Source organism: Paenibacillus sp. GCM10027628, assembly GCF_042676385.1.
Taxonomy (GTDB): Bacteria; Bacillota; Bacilli; order Paenibacillales; family NBRC-103111; genus Paenibacillus_E.
Genome location: NZ_JBHTHA010000011.1, coordinates 114,708 through 129,131, shown reverse-complemented (window position 1 = coordinate 129,131; position 14,424 = coordinate 114,708). Strand labels below are relative to the sequence as shown.

Annotated in this window: 19 protein-coding genes and 1 tRNA gene; all 20 read left to right on the top strand. The window is 47.2% G+C overall.

Annotated elements, in window-relative coordinates; genetic code table 11:
• The first annotated feature begins 2 nt into the window (after nucleotides 1-2).
• The 20 genes from fni (at nucleotide 3) to ACFQZT_RS12085 (ending at nucleotide 14,422) form a co-directional block, all read left to right on the top strand.
• Nucleotides 3-1,061: a type 2 isopentenyl-diphosphate Delta-isomerase gene (gene fni / locus ACFQZT_RS12180; RefSeq protein WP_379300046.1), complete on the top strand. Its 1,059-nt coding sequence runs from the start codon at nucleotides 3-5 to the stop codon at nucleotides 1,059-1,061.
• 62 nt (nucleotides 1,062-1,123) lie between these two features.
• Nucleotides 1,124-1,774, top strand: a complete 651-nt coding sequence (locus tag ACFQZT_RS12175; RefSeq protein WP_379300044.1) for a YphA family membrane protein — start codon at nucleotides 1,124-1,126, stop codon at nucleotides 1,772-1,774.
• Nucleotides 1,774-2,679, top strand: coding sequence for a YIEGIA family protein (locus ACFQZT_RS12170; protein ID WP_379300042.1), 906 nt, complete (start codon nucleotides 1,774-1,776; stop codon nucleotides 2,677-2,679). Before ACFQZT_RS12175 ends, ACFQZT_RS12170 begins: the two co-directional genes overlap by 1 nt.
• 4 nt (nucleotides 2,680-2,683) lie before the next feature.
• Nucleotides 2,684-2,863, top strand: a complete 180-nt coding sequence (locus tag ACFQZT_RS12165; RefSeq protein ID WP_379300040.1) for a capping complex subunit for YIEGIA — start codon at nucleotides 2,684-2,686, stop codon at nucleotides 2,861-2,863.
• A 162-nt stretch (nucleotides 2,864-3,025) separates the two neighbouring features.
• A complete protein-coding gene (gene der, locus ACFQZT_RS12160; protein WP_379300038.1) occupies nucleotides 3,026-4,351 on the top strand; it encodes a ribosome biogenesis GTPase Der in 1,326 nt (441 codons plus the stop codon).
• Between the two features lie 24 nt (nucleotides 4,352-4,375).
• Complete coding sequence (gene plsY / locus ACFQZT_RS12155; RefSeq protein ID WP_379300451.1) at nucleotides 4,376-4,981, top strand: glycerol-3-phosphate 1-O-acyltransferase PlsY; 606 nt, start codon at nucleotides 4,376-4,378, stop codon at nucleotides 4,979-4,981.
• 98 nt (nucleotides 4,982-5,079) lie between these two features.
• Nucleotides 5,080-6,123: an NAD(P)H-dependent glycerol-3-phosphate dehydrogenase gene (locus ACFQZT_RS12150; protein WP_379300036.1), complete on the top strand. Its 1,044-nt coding sequence runs from the start codon at nucleotides 5,080-5,082 to the stop codon at nucleotides 6,121-6,123.
• 198 nt (nucleotides 6,124-6,321) lie between these two features.
• Nucleotides 6,322-6,588: a stage VI sporulation protein F gene (locus ACFQZT_RS12145; protein ID WP_379300449.1), complete on the top strand. Its 267-nt coding sequence runs from the start codon at nucleotides 6,322-6,324 to the stop codon at nucleotides 6,586-6,588.
• 108 nt (nucleotides 6,589-6,696) lie between these two features.
• Nucleotides 6,697-6,876 carry a DUF2768 family protein gene (locus tag ACFQZT_RS12140; protein ID WP_379300034.1) on the top strand — a complete coding sequence of 60 codons (180 nt, stop codon included), beginning with the start codon at nucleotides 6,697-6,699 and terminating at the stop codon, nucleotides 6,874-6,876.
• A gap of 19 nt (nucleotides 6,877-6,895) precedes the next feature.
• Nucleotides 6,896-7,189, top strand: coding sequence for a 2Fe-2S iron-sulfur cluster-binding protein (locus tag ACFQZT_RS12135; RefSeq protein WP_379300032.1), 294 nt, complete (start codon nucleotides 6,896-6,898; stop codon nucleotides 7,187-7,189).
• A 25-nt stretch (nucleotides 7,190-7,214) separates the two neighbouring features.
• On the top strand, nucleotides 7,215-7,796 hold the full coding sequence (locus ACFQZT_RS12130; protein ID WP_379300030.1) for a hypothetical protein: 582 nt from the start codon (nucleotides 7,215-7,217) through the stop codon (nucleotides 7,794-7,796).
• Nucleotides 7,797-7,810: 14 nt separating this feature from the next.
• Entirely contained in the window at nucleotides 7,811-8,161 is a 351-nt protein-coding gene (locus tag ACFQZT_RS12125; RefSeq protein ID WP_379300028.1) for a 2Fe-2S iron-sulfur cluster-binding protein, read from the top strand.
• A gap of 17 nt (nucleotides 8,162-8,178) precedes the next feature.
• Complete coding sequence (locus ACFQZT_RS12120; protein ID WP_379300026.1) at nucleotides 8,179-8,928, top strand: DUF3939 domain-containing protein; 750 nt, start codon at nucleotides 8,179-8,181, stop codon at nucleotides 8,926-8,928.
• 310 nt (nucleotides 8,929-9,238) lie between these two features.
• The gene (spoIVA, locus tag ACFQZT_RS12115) at nucleotides 9,239-10,717 is read left to right on the top strand and encodes a stage IV sporulation protein A (protein ID WP_379300024.1); all 1,479 of its coding nucleotides are present in this window, start codon (nucleotides 9,239-9,241) and stop codon (nucleotides 10,715-10,717) included.
• A gap of 246 nt (nucleotides 10,718-10,963) precedes the next feature.
• The gene (locus ACFQZT_RS12110; protein ID WP_235122749.1) at nucleotides 10,964-11,236 is read left to right on the top strand and encodes an HU family DNA-binding protein; all 273 of its coding nucleotides are present in this window, start codon (nucleotides 10,964-10,966) and stop codon (nucleotides 11,234-11,236) included.
• A 169-nt stretch (nucleotides 11,237-11,405) separates the two neighbouring features.
• Nucleotides 11,406-11,482: transfer RNA gene (locus ACFQZT_RS12105), tRNA-Pro, on the top strand.
• A 95-nt stretch (nucleotides 11,483-11,577) separates the two neighbouring features.
• A complete protein-coding gene (locus ACFQZT_RS12100; RefSeq protein ID WP_379300022.1) occupies nucleotides 11,578-12,501 on the top strand; it encodes a phosphatase PAP2 family protein in 924 nt (307 codons plus the stop codon).
• 80 nt (nucleotides 12,502-12,581) lie between these two features.
• A complete protein-coding gene (gene mtrB, locus ACFQZT_RS12095) occupies nucleotides 12,582-12,842 on the top strand; it encodes a trp RNA-binding attenuation protein MtrB (RefSeq protein WP_379300020.1) in 261 nt (86 codons plus the stop codon).
• 76 nt (nucleotides 12,843-12,918) lie between these two features.
• Nucleotides 12,919-13,452: a hypothetical protein gene (locus ACFQZT_RS12090; protein WP_379300018.1), complete on the top strand. Its 534-nt coding sequence runs from the start codon at nucleotides 12,919-12,921 to the stop codon at nucleotides 13,450-13,452.
• A 103-nt stretch (nucleotides 13,453-13,555) separates the two neighbouring features.
• Nucleotides 13,556-14,422 carry a heptaprenyl diphosphate synthase component 1 gene (locus ACFQZT_RS12085; RefSeq protein ID WP_379300016.1) on the top strand — a complete coding sequence of 289 codons (867 nt, stop codon included), beginning with the start codon at nucleotides 13,556-13,558 and terminating at the stop codon, nucleotides 14,420-14,422.
• Nucleotides 14,423-14,424: the final 2 nt, after the last annotated feature.

Below are 14,424 nucleotides of genomic sequence, written 5' to 3'. Positions count from 1 at the left end.
GTATGCGCATCTCACGCAAAATGGAGCATGTCCATTACGCGCTGGAGTTTGGTCAATCCAAACAGCAAGGGCTGTCGGATGTCAAGCTTGTGCATAACTGTCTGCCTGAGACTTCGACAGATCAAATTGCATTAAAGACCCAAATCGGCGATCTCATTATGAGCTCGCCGATTTTAATTAATGCGATGACGGGCGGCGCTCAGGAGACAGAGAGCATTAACCGCGAGCTGGCCATCGTGGCCAGGGAGAAAGGGCTTGCCATGGCCGTCGGTTCGCAGATGTCGGCGATCAAGAACAGCGAGGTAGCGTCCAGCTACCAAGTGGTGCGCCGTGAGAATCCGAACGGCCTGGTATTCGCGAATTTAGGCAGCGAGGCAACGGTCGATCAAGCGCTCCGGGCAGTCGACATGATCGAGGCGAATGCGCTGCAAATTCATCTGAATGTCATGCAGGAATTGATTATGCCGGAAGGCGACCGGAGCTTCATCGGCATGCTGGACCGCATTGCCGCGATTGTTCAGCGCGTTCACGTGCCGGTCATCGTGAAGGAAGTCGGCTTCGGCATTGTTAAAGAGAATGCCAAGCAGCTCCAAAGCATCGGCGTCCATCTCTTGGACGTCGGCGGCTCCGGCGGCACGAACTTCGCCGCCATCGAAAATGCACGCCGTTCAGCCGCCATGGACTGGCTGAACGACTGGGGCACACCGACAAGCATCGCTTTGCTTGAGGCGTTGTCGGTGTATCCCCGAGGCGCTGTGATCGCCTCGGGAGGCATTACGAACGCTTTGGAGGCAGCCAAAGCGCTAGCTCTTGGCGCCTCAGCCGTAGGCATGGCCGGCGCCTTCTTGAAAGTGCTGCGCACCGATGGCACAGATGCGCTTCACCGCTTCGCGGATGAGCTGGAGCAAGGGCTCATTCTGATCATGACGGCGCTTGGCGCTAAGACGGTTCAAGAATTATGGCATCACCCGGTCGTGATTACGGGTGAAACAGCGGAATGGTGCCGCAGCAGGGGCATCGACATAACTGCATATGCAGAAAGAGGCAGCCGGAGTAAATAATCGATTTTTTGCCATACTAAGGATCAGACGGGCTCTTCTCATGAGGAAGCGAGGGAAGTCCGATGATCCGCAGGGTGGTTATGATTATGAACTCCGGCTATTTGTCTCTCATACTCCTCTGCATCACGTTGATTTTGTTTGCCAGCGGGTGGAAGGAGCTGTACGTCAGAAGTATATCGCACAAGGGAATACTTCTTTTTTTTGCTGCATGGCTGACGTTATCGCATATCACGATCAGGATTGGGCATTTGCAAGTGCATTTGGTTTATTTATGGATATTGTGCATTTGTATAGGCATTCTTTACGTAACCCGCGGCTTCATCCATAAACTTCATCTCCTTTCGATTGGCCTTTTGCTAGGTTCCTTGCATTTTTTGCTTCAGCAGCTGCTTCAGATGGATCCGATTCTCATTGTCGGCAGTTCAGAATGGGATACGGCTTTGCTTCTTGCCGTCGTTGTCACGGTTCTGCAGCGAAGCGAGCTGGAGCAAATTGCAGCCATCTCCCTAGGCTATTTGCTTGGTGACCTCTATCAAGCGGGTATTCATCAAGAGGTGGGTGCACAGCGTTTAGGCAGCCCTCATTTTCAAGATCAGTGGTGGCTTTCGGTCTTTGCGGCACGAACGATGACGATTGTGCTGCAGGCTGTTTACAATGGCTGCCGCTTAATCATTCGAAGTTGGATGGAACGGAAGGGTGGATGGCGCAAATAATGGATTGGTTTTATTCGCATCGCTATACGATTGGCATTGTGGTTGGCGTGGTTTTTGGCATACTGGCCCGGTTGAACATGCTGAGGACGGATTACCGTCAATATCCCACCTATCCGCATGGTAAAATTATCCACATTTCTCTCGGGGTCATTGCAGCCGGTTTAGGAGCGGTCGCTGTACCTGCATTGCTGGATAAAAATTATACGGCGGTGACCTTTCTATCGCTCGCAGCACAACAATTTCGTGACGTGCGCAATATGGAGAGACAGAGCTTGACGAAGATCGATGAATTGGAGCTTGTCCCTAGAGGCGCTGCCTATATCGAAGGGATTGCCATGGTATTCGAGGGGCGAAATTATCTCGTTATCTTTTCTTCGTTTGTAGCATCTTTGTTTAGTATTCTGTTTGCCTGGTATTGGGGAATCGTAGCTGGTGTGCTTTCCATTTTTGTTGCCAATTACTTTAAATCGGGCAATAATCTTGCCAAGATTGCCGATATTGAACAGGTTCCCATTCGTTTGGATGGGCCGGATTTATTCGCCGGATCCATCTACATCATGAATATAGGGCTTGAAGACAGCCGCCGTAAAATTCAAGAACATGCTTTAGGTTTTATCATTAAGCCTAAAAATCGGAATTCGCGAGTTACGCTGGCCAATCTGGGACAAAGACAAGCGATCCTTCATGATATTTCAACTCTATTCGGTGTTTACAGGGATGAAGGAGAGCCTTCATTGCTTCCGATGGCAAAACTGGATATGAATACAGGCGTGCTCGGCTTGCTGCTGCTCCCGCAGGACAGAGACGCGGATCGAACGTTAGTCGCTCTGCATCGCATACCGGTACTGGAAAGCGCTGTGCGGATGCCCTCCGAAGCCGGCGTTAATCAACAGAAGGAGGCGTAGTCGCATGGCCCAAATCATTGCAGTAGTCACGATGAATAAAGATCGGGTAGGCGGAGGTGCTCCCATTTTCATCGTAGACGATGCGGAGCAACAACAGAAAGTATCTTTTTCTCTGGAGAAAATTTTGGATGCTACCGCGCATGATTTAAAAAACGGCACGATGATTTTGGTGAAGCACTCCTGAAAAACATTCATGGAATGCGGACTCAGGTGAGATTATTCTCAAATGAGATTAGCCAAGTCGTGTCTTTTTTGTTATGATGTAAGTTGCGTTATTTTCCATGGCTGATCATGGAACTGGCTTACGAAGAAAGTTTTCTGACGAAAACTCTAAGGAGTGAATCAAATGGCTAGACCTATTATTGCTATTGTAGGCCGACCGAATGTCGGCAAGTCCACCATTTTTAATCGAATTGTAGGCGATCGCCTTGCGATAGTGGAAGATAAACCGGGAGTCACACGCGACAGGCTGTACGGAGTAGGCGAGTGGTTGAATCAATCGTTCAGCGTTATCGATACAGGGGGTATCGAAATCGATGAAGAGGATGCCATCCTGAAATCAGTGCGTATACAAGCAGAGCTTGCCATTGAGGAAGCGGATGTTATCGTGTTCATGGTGGATGCCAAAGCAGGCGTAACGCCTTCCGATGAGGAAGTGGCGCAGCTTTTGTTCCGCTCGAAGAAACCGGTCGTGCTCGCCGTCAATAAAGTTGATAATTTGCAGCGTCAAGATGAAATTTATGAGTTTTACAGTCTCGGTTTCGGCGATCCGATCGCGATATCAGGTTCACATGGGATCGGCATCGGCGATTTGCTGGAAGCCGCTTGCTCTCATTTTCCGGACAAGAAGGATGAGGAGTATGGTGAAGAGGTTGTTAAATTCGCGCTGATCGGGCGTCCGAACGTCGGTAAATCCTCATTGACCAATGCCATTCTTGGCGAGGAGCGGGTTATTGTCAGCGATGTGGCGGGTACGACGCGCGACGCGATTGATACGCCTTTTGAACGTGATGGCCAAAAGTATGTCATTATTGATACGGCCGGTATGCGTAAAAGAGGGCGTGTTTACGAAAATACGGAGAAATACAGCGTCATGCGGGCGATGAAAGCCATTGAGCGTGCGGATGTCATTCTCGTCGTGATTGACGGGGAAGAAGGCATTATCGAACAAGACAAGCATATCGCCGGGTATGCGCACGAAGCGGGAAAAGCAGCCATTTTCGTTGTGAATAAGTGGGATATCGTGGAGAAAGACGATAAGACGATGCATCAATTCACGCAAAAAATTCGTGACCACTTCTTGTTCATGACATATGCGCCAGTCGTATTCGTGTCGGCCAAAACGACGCAACGTCTGCACAAACTTCTTCCTGTTGTCGTCCAGGTCGCAGAAAATCACGCCCTTCGCGTGCAGACGCATGTGCTTAACGATGTTGTCTCCGATGCCGTCGCGTATAACCCGCCTCCAACCGATAAAGGTAAGCGTCTGCGCATCAACTACGCGACTCAAGTTGCGGTTAAGCCTCCTGTTTTTGTGCTTTTCGTGAATGAGCCTGAGCTCATGCACTTTTCTTATGAGCGGTATTTGGATAACAAGATTCGCGCAGCCTTTGGTTTTGAAGGCACGCCGATTCGGATCCTAAGCCGCCGAAAATCTTCGGATAATGAATAGAACAATAGCTCGAAGGAGGTCATGATGTTGTTTTCGGTAATAACGATTGTGGTGGGTTATCTGTTAGGCTCCATTAGCTTTAGTTATTTATTCGGAAAATGGTTCAAGGGGATCGATATCCGCAAGCACGGCAGCGGCAATGCAGGGGCCACGAATACGCTGCGCGTTCTTGGTAAGGGGCCCGCGATCCTCGTTCTTTTGCTCGATGCGTTCAAAGGGGTTGCCGCCGTTTATCTTGGCAAATGGGCGGCTCCCGGCGCGGATATGATCTGGATTCCCGTCTTATGCGGCTTAGCTGCTATTGTTGGCCACAACTGGCCGATCTATTTCGGCTTCCGTGGCGGGAAAGGGATTGCGACGACCATCGGCGTGATGGCAACGCTCTGCTTCCTACCAACTCTTATCGCTGGTGTTACAGCTATCGTTATTATTGCAATTACCCGATTCGTATCGCTCGGTTCTCTCATGCTTACAGCCCTTTTACCTTTTCTTATCTGGGGAATGGACCGACCGCTGCCGATTCTGTGGATCAGCATTTTGCTTTGTATATTCGCTTTTGTTCGCCATCGGACCAACATAGTGAAACTTATTCAAGGCAAAGAGAACAAGCTGGGGCAAAAGAGAGCCTAGCAAGATCATGCTTATAAATTGAATTTGCAATTGCAAAATTCAAAATAGGCTTACGATGCGAGTTTTCCTTCGGAAAACGCTTAGGAGGATTTGGAACCATGTCGAACAAAGTATCAGTTCTAGTGGCTGGTAGTTGGGGAACGGCGCTTGCTTCGGTACTGGCGGATAATGGCAAGCAGGTGCTGCTGTGGTCTCGAAATGAAGAGCAAGTTCGTGAAATCAATGAAAAGCATACCAACAGTCGTTTTCTGCAAGATATTGAACTATCTCCGCTAATTGTTGCTACGAGCTCACTGCAGGAAGCAACACAGGATGCCGATGCAATTTTGATGGTTGTACCATCATCCGGGATGCGGGAAGTTGCCGCACAAATACGTCCATTTTTAAAAAAGGATACACTCATCATCCACGCGACCAAAGGCTTTGAAACCGGCACGTTGAAGCGTATGACGGAAGTTCTTGCAAGTGAACTTCCACAAATCGATGCCGATCGCATTGTCGTATTATCCGGTCCGAGCCATGCAGAGGAAGTGATCCTCAAACTTCCCACGACCGTCGTAGTAGCAGCTCAAAATCTGGAAGCCGCAGAAGCTGCACAGGATCTGTTGATCAACTCTTACTTCCGCGTCTATACAAACCCCGACGTTACTGGCGTCGAGGTAGGCGGAGCGTTGAAGAACATCATCGGGCTTGGCGCGGGCTTGACTGATGGTCTGGGGTTTGGAGACAACGCGAAGGCAGCGCTATTGACCAGAGGTTTGGCGGAGATCGCCCGTCTTGGCACGGCGATGGGAGCGAATGCACTCACATTTTCCGGTCTGGCGGGTATCGGGGATTTGATCGCGACAGGCGCGAGCAAACACAGCCGGAACTGGCGAGCTGGCTACAAGCTCGCGCAAGGATTGCCGCTCGATGTTGTGTTGGAGGAGATAGGCATGGTCGTTGAAGGTGTTAAAACAACAAAAGCCGCCTATGAGCTGTCTCGGAGCTTTCAGGTAACGATGCCGATTACCGATGAGCTTTACAATGTTTTGTTCGCTGGCAAATCCCCTAAACTAGCCGCGCAAGATTTGATGGGGCGTGTCCGAACGCATGAAATTGAAGAGGTTGCCAGCGGAAACGCGACAAATTGGATGGGGTAGGAATTTATGCGCAGCTAATTTCTGTGGATAACGGGGGCTCCCCCAAAAGTAACAGGAATAGGCTGCGAAGGATTTCTTCACTTTTGGGGGATTAGGTTGGGGTAGCCTACACCACCTAAAGCCCGCTCTCATACTATACCTTAGACGCATTTAGTCATCATGCGGTATAGGGAGGCGACAATATTGACGGATAAAGATATGTCCAAGGACGTATTGAACGTTGTAAAAAAGAAAACAGGAAAATCCGTTACCTCTAAAGATATTCAAAAGATTGCCAGCGGCGTGAAACCATCGACGTTGCAAAGCGAGGCGCAGCTTCGTCAGCTGATTAAACAGGTTTCCGGACTTGTGAACGTCAAAGTATCTGAAGAAACGGTTAACGAAATCATTCAGGCTGTCAAAAGCAGCAAGTTGGATACGAACAACATGCAGCAGCTTATGCAAATGATGCTGGGCAAGAAATGAGGAGCATAAAGGGGAGCGCGTTCCCCTTTATGCTTTTTTTCTTGCTGTATGCTATAATTAGCCGTAACTTTGCAAATTTTTACGATAAAGATCTAAGGAGTCATCATCATGTCAAGTTTGGATAAAATGTGGGCATCCTTCGTCGCGATTGGACTTATGGTTGTTGCCTCACTTTTAATTTCTTACGCAAGAACGCGCACACAAGGTGCCGTTCGCGTCATTTTATCAACCATCGCCTTTTTATTGTTCGTTCCTATCATGCTGTACATGCTACTATCTTTGTTCTAACAACTTGGAGGATGGGAAAATGCTAGAATTAAAAACGCGAAAAACGCAAAAATCGATGGAGCCGGAAACCGGGCTAACCCTGTTGGATCATGCATTGAAACATGATGTGGACTGGGGGTTCTCTTGCACACGCGGGACTTGCGCACGTTGCCGTTGTTACATAGCTACGGGTCGAGACCTGTTAACGGATCCTACGGAAGCAGAGGAAGATCGCTTGGAACCTGAAGAAATCGAACAGGGCTATCGATTGGCATGTCAATGTGTCGTGAAGCAGGACGGGGACATTTCCGTTACGCATAAGCCTTATTTTTAATACCTGACGGAAAGGTGCTGGCCTCATGTTTCTGCTACAACCCATGCTGCAAACCATTGTGACCTTAGACAGGCATTTGATGCATGCCCAAGAGTCCCGCTGGTTGATCGGCGGCAGCTGTGGTTTGCTGCTGCATCAAGTAGATATTCAGAGCAACCCAAGAGACTTGGATCTTTATGTTGATCAAAATGACGTTCCTACCATACACGCAGCCTTGCTTGAATTTTCCTTGGATTTACCGGCTTGCAGCCGCACTCCGATCTATTCATCTATCCTTAGCCACTACGACATAGAAGGAAATGCGGTCGAAGTCGTCGGTGATTTTCATGTAGATGCACAGCAATCGCACTACTCGGTCGAAGCGGCTTATTTGTGGGAGCGGCATAGCTTGAGCGTATCTTTGAGCGATTCATGTACCGTAAAAATTATGCCTTTGGCACATGAGCTTTTATTTAATATGCTTCGTGATCGCCCAGATCGTTATGAAATTATCGCGCAGGCGATCCGGAAACAGCCTGAGCGGCATATGCCTGCGCTTCACGACTTGTTGGAGCGAAACCGTTGGGGAAAAGAATTCCGCAACAGATTAGCGCAGTTATTCGATTAAAGAAGGGATACAGGATGTCTTTTTCAGACGTGCATTTTTGGCCAGATGATAAAAAGATTCAGGTACGTTCCGGTACAACGCTCCTCGATGCCGGACGGAAAGCCAAGGTCCTTATACGGACACGCTGCGGTGCTAAAGCCGCATGTTTAATGTGCAAAGTGAAAGTTCTGGACCAAAAAGGCCTTGAGCCCATGAACCAAAATGAACGGTTAAAGTTAGGTACGCAAGCGGAGGAAGGATATCGGTTAGCTTGCCAGGCGCGTGTTAAAGGGGCAGTAGAGGTAACAGTGCCCGAAGACCCGCTCAAAGCAGCTATTCGCGCTCAGCTTGCCAAGCAGCAGACTGATGACGACGATTTATTTTAAACGTAAGGATGGTTGCAGTGAAATTATTCCGAATACAGTTATTAGGGAAGCGGATGTGTGCAGCGTTGTGCCTGATTGTACTGCTAAGCGGCTGTGCGTATCCCAAAGAATTGCGTAAGGAGAATCAAATCAATCCTGCCGAGTTCATTACGCTCGTTCAGCAGGCTGTTGACCAATTTCATGAAAAAAGCGGTGTACTGCCTATCAAAAATAGTGACATGACCACACCTTTATATGAGAAATATGTGATTGATTTCGGTAAATTGCAAAAAATGCATCTGCTTAGCAGCGTCCCCGCCAACGCTTTTGAAAGCGGCGGGATCTTTCTGTATGTGTTGGTTAATGTGGAGACCAAACCGCAAGTAAAACTGATGGATTTGTCCGCCTATCAAAGCGTTGAAGATGTTCAGAAGAAAGTGGATGATTATAAAGTAAAGCACAACGGATCGCTTCCGTCTGGCATTGAAATCAATGACGTTTTTGAATATGTGGATTTTAATAAGCTTGGTATCAAATCACCGGAGATTAAGTCGGATTTCTATCGGCAAAATTTCATTACGTATATGGTTCATAAGCAATCAGGCAAAGTTGCCATCGATTATGGGATGGATATCATGAAAATGATCCAAAGCGGATCGCTGGAAAGCTCGCTCAAACCGGATCAGGATTTGCGAGAGCTCCTAGTTACCAAGTCGTATTTTGTTCCGATTCGCAGTTTTTCGTATTATTGGCAAAATAATCAGCCCATGCCTCAGGATCATGAATAAGTTCAGATGAACCTCTTACACAAGTTGTGTGAGAGGTTTTCTCTCTTTTTCAGAATATCGGCAATCCCTCCGACATATATTCATTTCAATGGAGAGAGTTTGGTCTGCGATCAAAGATCTCTAAATATGGTTCTATAGGGAAAGCCGTATGTACGACAACGAAATATGAGCTGCAAAAAAAAGATCATGCCTATCTATCATATTTCTAGTGAAAGTACATATATTTCTTACTAGTCCAAATGAATGTACGAGTAGTCAATTGTTACCGTCATTTGCGTCAGTTGACGACCAAACTGTAGGAGGGATTCTCTTGGAGAAAGTGGATATCTTTAAGGACATTGCAGAACGGACGGGAGGGGACATTTACCTGGGGGTTGTCGGAGCGGTCCGGACAGGAAAATCAACCTTTATTAAACGTTTTGTGGAATCTGTAGTGCTTCCGAACATTCAAAGCGAAGCGGATAGGATCCGGGCTACCGATGAACTCCCGCAGAGCGCTGCTGGCCGCACGATTATGACAACCGAGCCGAAGTTTGTACCGAACACGGCAGTTCAAATCTCAGTAGCCGAAGGGCTGAACGTTAACGTACGCCTCGTTGATTGCGTTGGTTATGCCGTCGATGGCGCCAAAGGCTACGAGGATGAGAATGGACCGCGCATGATTAATACGCCGTGGTTCGATGAGCCCATTCCTTTCCAGGAAGCGGCTGAAATCGGAACGCGTAAGGTCATTCAGGAGCATTCCACACTTGGTGTTGTCGTTACAACCGACGGCACGATTTCCGATATTCCTAGGTCATCGTATGTGTTGGCTGAAGAAAGGGTTATCAATGAGTTAAAAGAAGTCGGCAAGCCGTTCATTGTCGTCATCAACTCGCAAAAACCGAACAGTGAGCCTGCTTTAGAACTGCGCAGCGAGCTGCAAAGCCGTTACGACGTTCCTGTTGTCACAATGAGCGTGGCCAGTGCGGGCGAAGAGGAAATGGTCTCCGTGCTGCGCGAGGTACTCTACGAGTTCCCGGTACACGAAGTAAACGTCAACCTGCCAAGCTGGGTTATGGTGTTGGATGAAAATCACTGGTTGCGCGGCAGATTCGAAAATTCCGTACGCGATACCGTTCAAGACATTCGCCGTCTGCGCGACGTTGATCGTGTCGTCAGCCAATTTGGCGAGTATGATTTCATCGACAAAGCGGCGCTAGCGGGCATGAATATGGGGCAAGGTGTTGCAGAAATTGATTTGTATGCACCGGATGAGCTGTATGACCGTATTCTCCAAGAGGTAGTCGGCGTAGAAATACGCGGTAAGGATCACCTGCTTCAACTCATGCAGGACTTCACCCATGCGAAGCGGGAATATGACCAGTTCGCTGAGGCATTGGAAATGGTCAAGACAACAGGCTATGGCATTGCGCCTCCGACACTTGCGGAGATGGCTTTGGATGAACCGGAACTCATTCGCCAAGGCTCCAGATTCGGTGTCAGGTTGAAAGCGACTGCGCCATCCATTCATATGATCCGAGTTGATGTGGAGTCGGAGTTCTCGCCGATTATTGGAACAGAGAAACAAAGTGAAGAACTGGTTCGCTATTTAATGCAGGATTTCGAAGACAATCCGCTTAAGATTTGGGAGTCGGATATTTTCGGCAGGTCGCTGCACTCTATCGTTCGAGAGGGCATTCAAGGGAAGCTTGCGCAGATGCCGGATAATGCGCGCTATAAGCTGCAAGAAACGTTGGGTCGCATTATTAACGAAGGCTCCGGCGGTCTCATTGCCATCATTCTTTAAAATAAACTGACAAAAAACACTCGAAAGAGTGTTTTTTGTCGATTTATAGCAAATAAACCTACCTAAAAAGGAAAACTCTACTTGAAATTGCTCTCCCAGTGTATTACTATGAATTTATTCGTCTGCTTCGATATCGATTTTCATTTAGAAAATCAACGTTTTTTCACAGGATCATGTATATTTTGTGAGGAAACGGTGAAAACAGGAAGTAACGGAAGTCAGTATTTCTGGGGGGAGGTGAATGGCATGAATAAATCTGAATTGATTAACAAGGTTGCTGAAACCTCTGAGCTTTCCAAGAAAGATGCAACAAAAGCGGTTGACGCTGTTTTTGATGCGATTTCCGAAGCTTTGCAAAGCGGAGATAAAGTACAACTTGTAGGATTCGGTAATTTCGAAGTTCGTGAACGTTCCGCTCGTAAGGGACGTAATCCACAGACTGGTGATGAAATTGAAATCCCTGCAAGCAAAATCCCAGCATTTAAACCGGGTAAAGCGCTTAGAGACGGAATTCAATAATGGTTAGTTTTACATAAGATTGTACGTTATTCCACACGAACAAAGCCGTGGCCGCATATTGCTGTCGCGGCTTTATTTATCGATCTAAAACATTCTACAAAATACCTTTACAATTCGAAAATCTCCTACTATAATTACAAAAGTAAATATGTAAGCTGATGCTTACGAACGGGGTATGGCGCAGCCTGGTAGCGCGCACCCTTGGGGTGGGTGAGGTCGCACGTTCGAATCGTGTTACTCCGACCATGGGAAAGACATCGTCAAGCCGATGTCTTTTTCTTTTGCGGACCCCATTACAAACTGGGCACGGCAACACTTGAGAATGATTAGGGGGAACCGCATTGAATAAGCTGAAAGTAAATGAGCTGATCAGAGCACAAGATTGGACGATGTATGGGATCATAGCGTCCATTTACTTAGTTTGGCGAATCGGAACAGTGGGAAATTGGAGCAAAGAATGTTGGATCCTGCTGCTGATTTGCTTGCTTGGCGTGAGAAAAGATCAAGTTGATGTGGATTGGAAACGATTTTTCATCTTTGGTATTCCACTTTTAGGTGTTTTTTATTACTTTTATGGATCGGGAAACAGCTTATGGTGGAGAATAGCCAATTGGATGTTCGAAAATAACCGCCACCCTTGGCACTGGGATGCTTATATGAACGCCATTCCGCTGAATACGGGCGGATGGGCAAGATGGATTGCGAACCCTTTCCTGGATAAGGTGATGGTGTGGATTTATAATTATGGTTTCGTTCTTTCCTTGTGGATATGCATTGTACGCAGTTTTTGGACACGCAGTATCAAGAAGATGATCTCTTATGCATTGTCCGGTCATATGCTGCAGTTCCCGCTCATCTTGCCTTTTTACAACTTGATTCTGCTTCATGAGGTTTGGTATGTAAATAAGCAGCCGGATTTGCTGCATCGAGTTTTTACAGATGAAAATTCATTGCTGGTTGCAACCATGAACTGTTTTCCCAGCATGCACACCTCGATTTCCTTTGCAATGCTGCTGCTCGCCCTGCGGGAGAAAGATCGGATATTCAAAACGATGATGGTGACCTACTGCGCGGCGATTATTTTTTCCACCTTGTACCTCCAAATTCATTGGCTGGTCGATGTATTTGCCGGTATGCTGTTCGCTTTCGGAACGGTGAAGCTATCAGACTTCTTGATTCGTACGGTTTCAAACAAAGTGTTGCCGATGAAATTCAAGCTTTTTTATCGCAAAGGGGCTCCATCTTCCAAGGGAATGTCAGTTTAATATCCCTTTATTGACTTCTTGGTGCTTTTTGAGCATCATTAGTAAGAAAGGTAAGTATGGCACGAATGGAGGAATGAAGTGTGGATAATAAAAGCAGCAATCCCGCAAACAATAACACCAGCGCCCCCAACGGGAATGAATATTTCGTCATTAAAGCTAAAGATAACGGTGTCCATGTGATCGGATTAACGCGCGGACAAGATACTCGCTTTCATCATACGGAAAAGCTGGACAAGGGCGAAGTGATGATTGCTCAGTTCACTGAACATACATCGGCAGTGAAAGTACGAGGCAAAGCTTTGATTATGACGAAGTTCGGTACGATCGATACGGAGGAATAAATTTTTCATAGCAGGCATAGCCTGCTTTTTTTCTTTGTACAATGGTATATGAGCTTGTTTAGGAGGTACCATGTACATGAAATGGTCATTACGAATCATTATCACTGCAGGTTTATCCGTTGCCATTGCTATCAGCTTGTCGATGATCCCAAAGCTTGATCGGTTAGCCGGTTTGCCCCCTTTTGACGCTTGGTCAGGCAAAAGAGCGGCACAGCTGACGGATCGCAATCTTGTCGATCTTCTTGTGCAGGTGCCACTGCAAATGCGCATTCGCAAAGTTGAACTGACCAATGCGAGGTTATCGCTTGATTTAAGCTTGCCCAAAAACGCGGAGTCCGCGTCCGTGTACCGCGATTTGTATACAATAGCCCAAACGATGACGGCTAAGACGAAAAACGTGAACCAGGTTTGGGTTCGCGTCATGGATTATTCAGGTGCAACCGACCAAGCCTCCGCGCAGTTGGTATTGGCGATGGTTGCAGACCGTGAACACGGTAAAGATATGACGGCCAGCGCCAGCGATCTTAGTCTTATTCAGCTTGAACAGCAGCTGCAAAACCGGTTTCGTCTCACCTATACATCCAGATGGCAGCAAAGATATCCATTATAGAAGGATTAGTTATAATTAATTGTGCTTCTGCGAACGGGTTATGCTATAATTACTTGGATAGAAGCACAAATGATATTCGGCATACGGTTACGGAGGCTTTTGCATGAATTCTTATCGGATCCCTGAGATCGCTAAGCAATACACAGAATATGATATGATCCAAATTCACACGGATTTGCCCGATTTTCCCGAACTTCGCTCCCGTTTGCTATTTGCGTTCCTGAACGGAAACACGAAGCATAGCGCGTCAAGCGAGCTGTATACATTGGCGACTTCCCTCGTCCAGTTAGCCCTTGATACCCATGAAATGGTGAATGCGTCGAATGAGGTCAAGGAGAAGAAGGCTGCCCGTTCCAGACAGCTGAAGGTGCTCGCGGGCGATTATTTCAGCTCCCGGTTTTATCATCTGCTATCTCAAGCTGGGCAAATCGATATGATTAAACAGCTTTCGGGTGCGATTTGTGAAGTGAATCGGCTGAAAATGAATTTATATACCAAAGTGAAGCAGTTGAAAATGACGGCAGAAGATTATATCCATCAAACGGTGGAGATTAAGTCTCAGCTTTTTTTGTCTTTTTCGGAATTCATGGCGGAAGTTTATGATCAAGCTTGGCCAGAAGTACTGAGAAGTTATACAAGGTGCGAAGTTATTTTTGAGGAAATATTTCGAATCGAATCTGCCGCTGATTTCCGGGGAAGCTGGGGATTCTGGCATATCCTTCAGCACGGCACGAAAGAAGAGCGGAAACAGCTCCAAGCAGCAGAAACGGATCAGGTTAAAATGCGCACATTGATTCACAAATATAATGTGTCTTCACATCTGTATCAAATGTTAGAGTCTCATATCAAGCAGCTGCAACTCAAAGTACAGCAGCTCGATTCCGATAAGCTAATAAGTGAACTGTTTCACATTGGGGAGCCAATCCTTCGCTTTTCGGAGAAGCAGCCTAAAGTGCTTGAAGAAATTTGAGG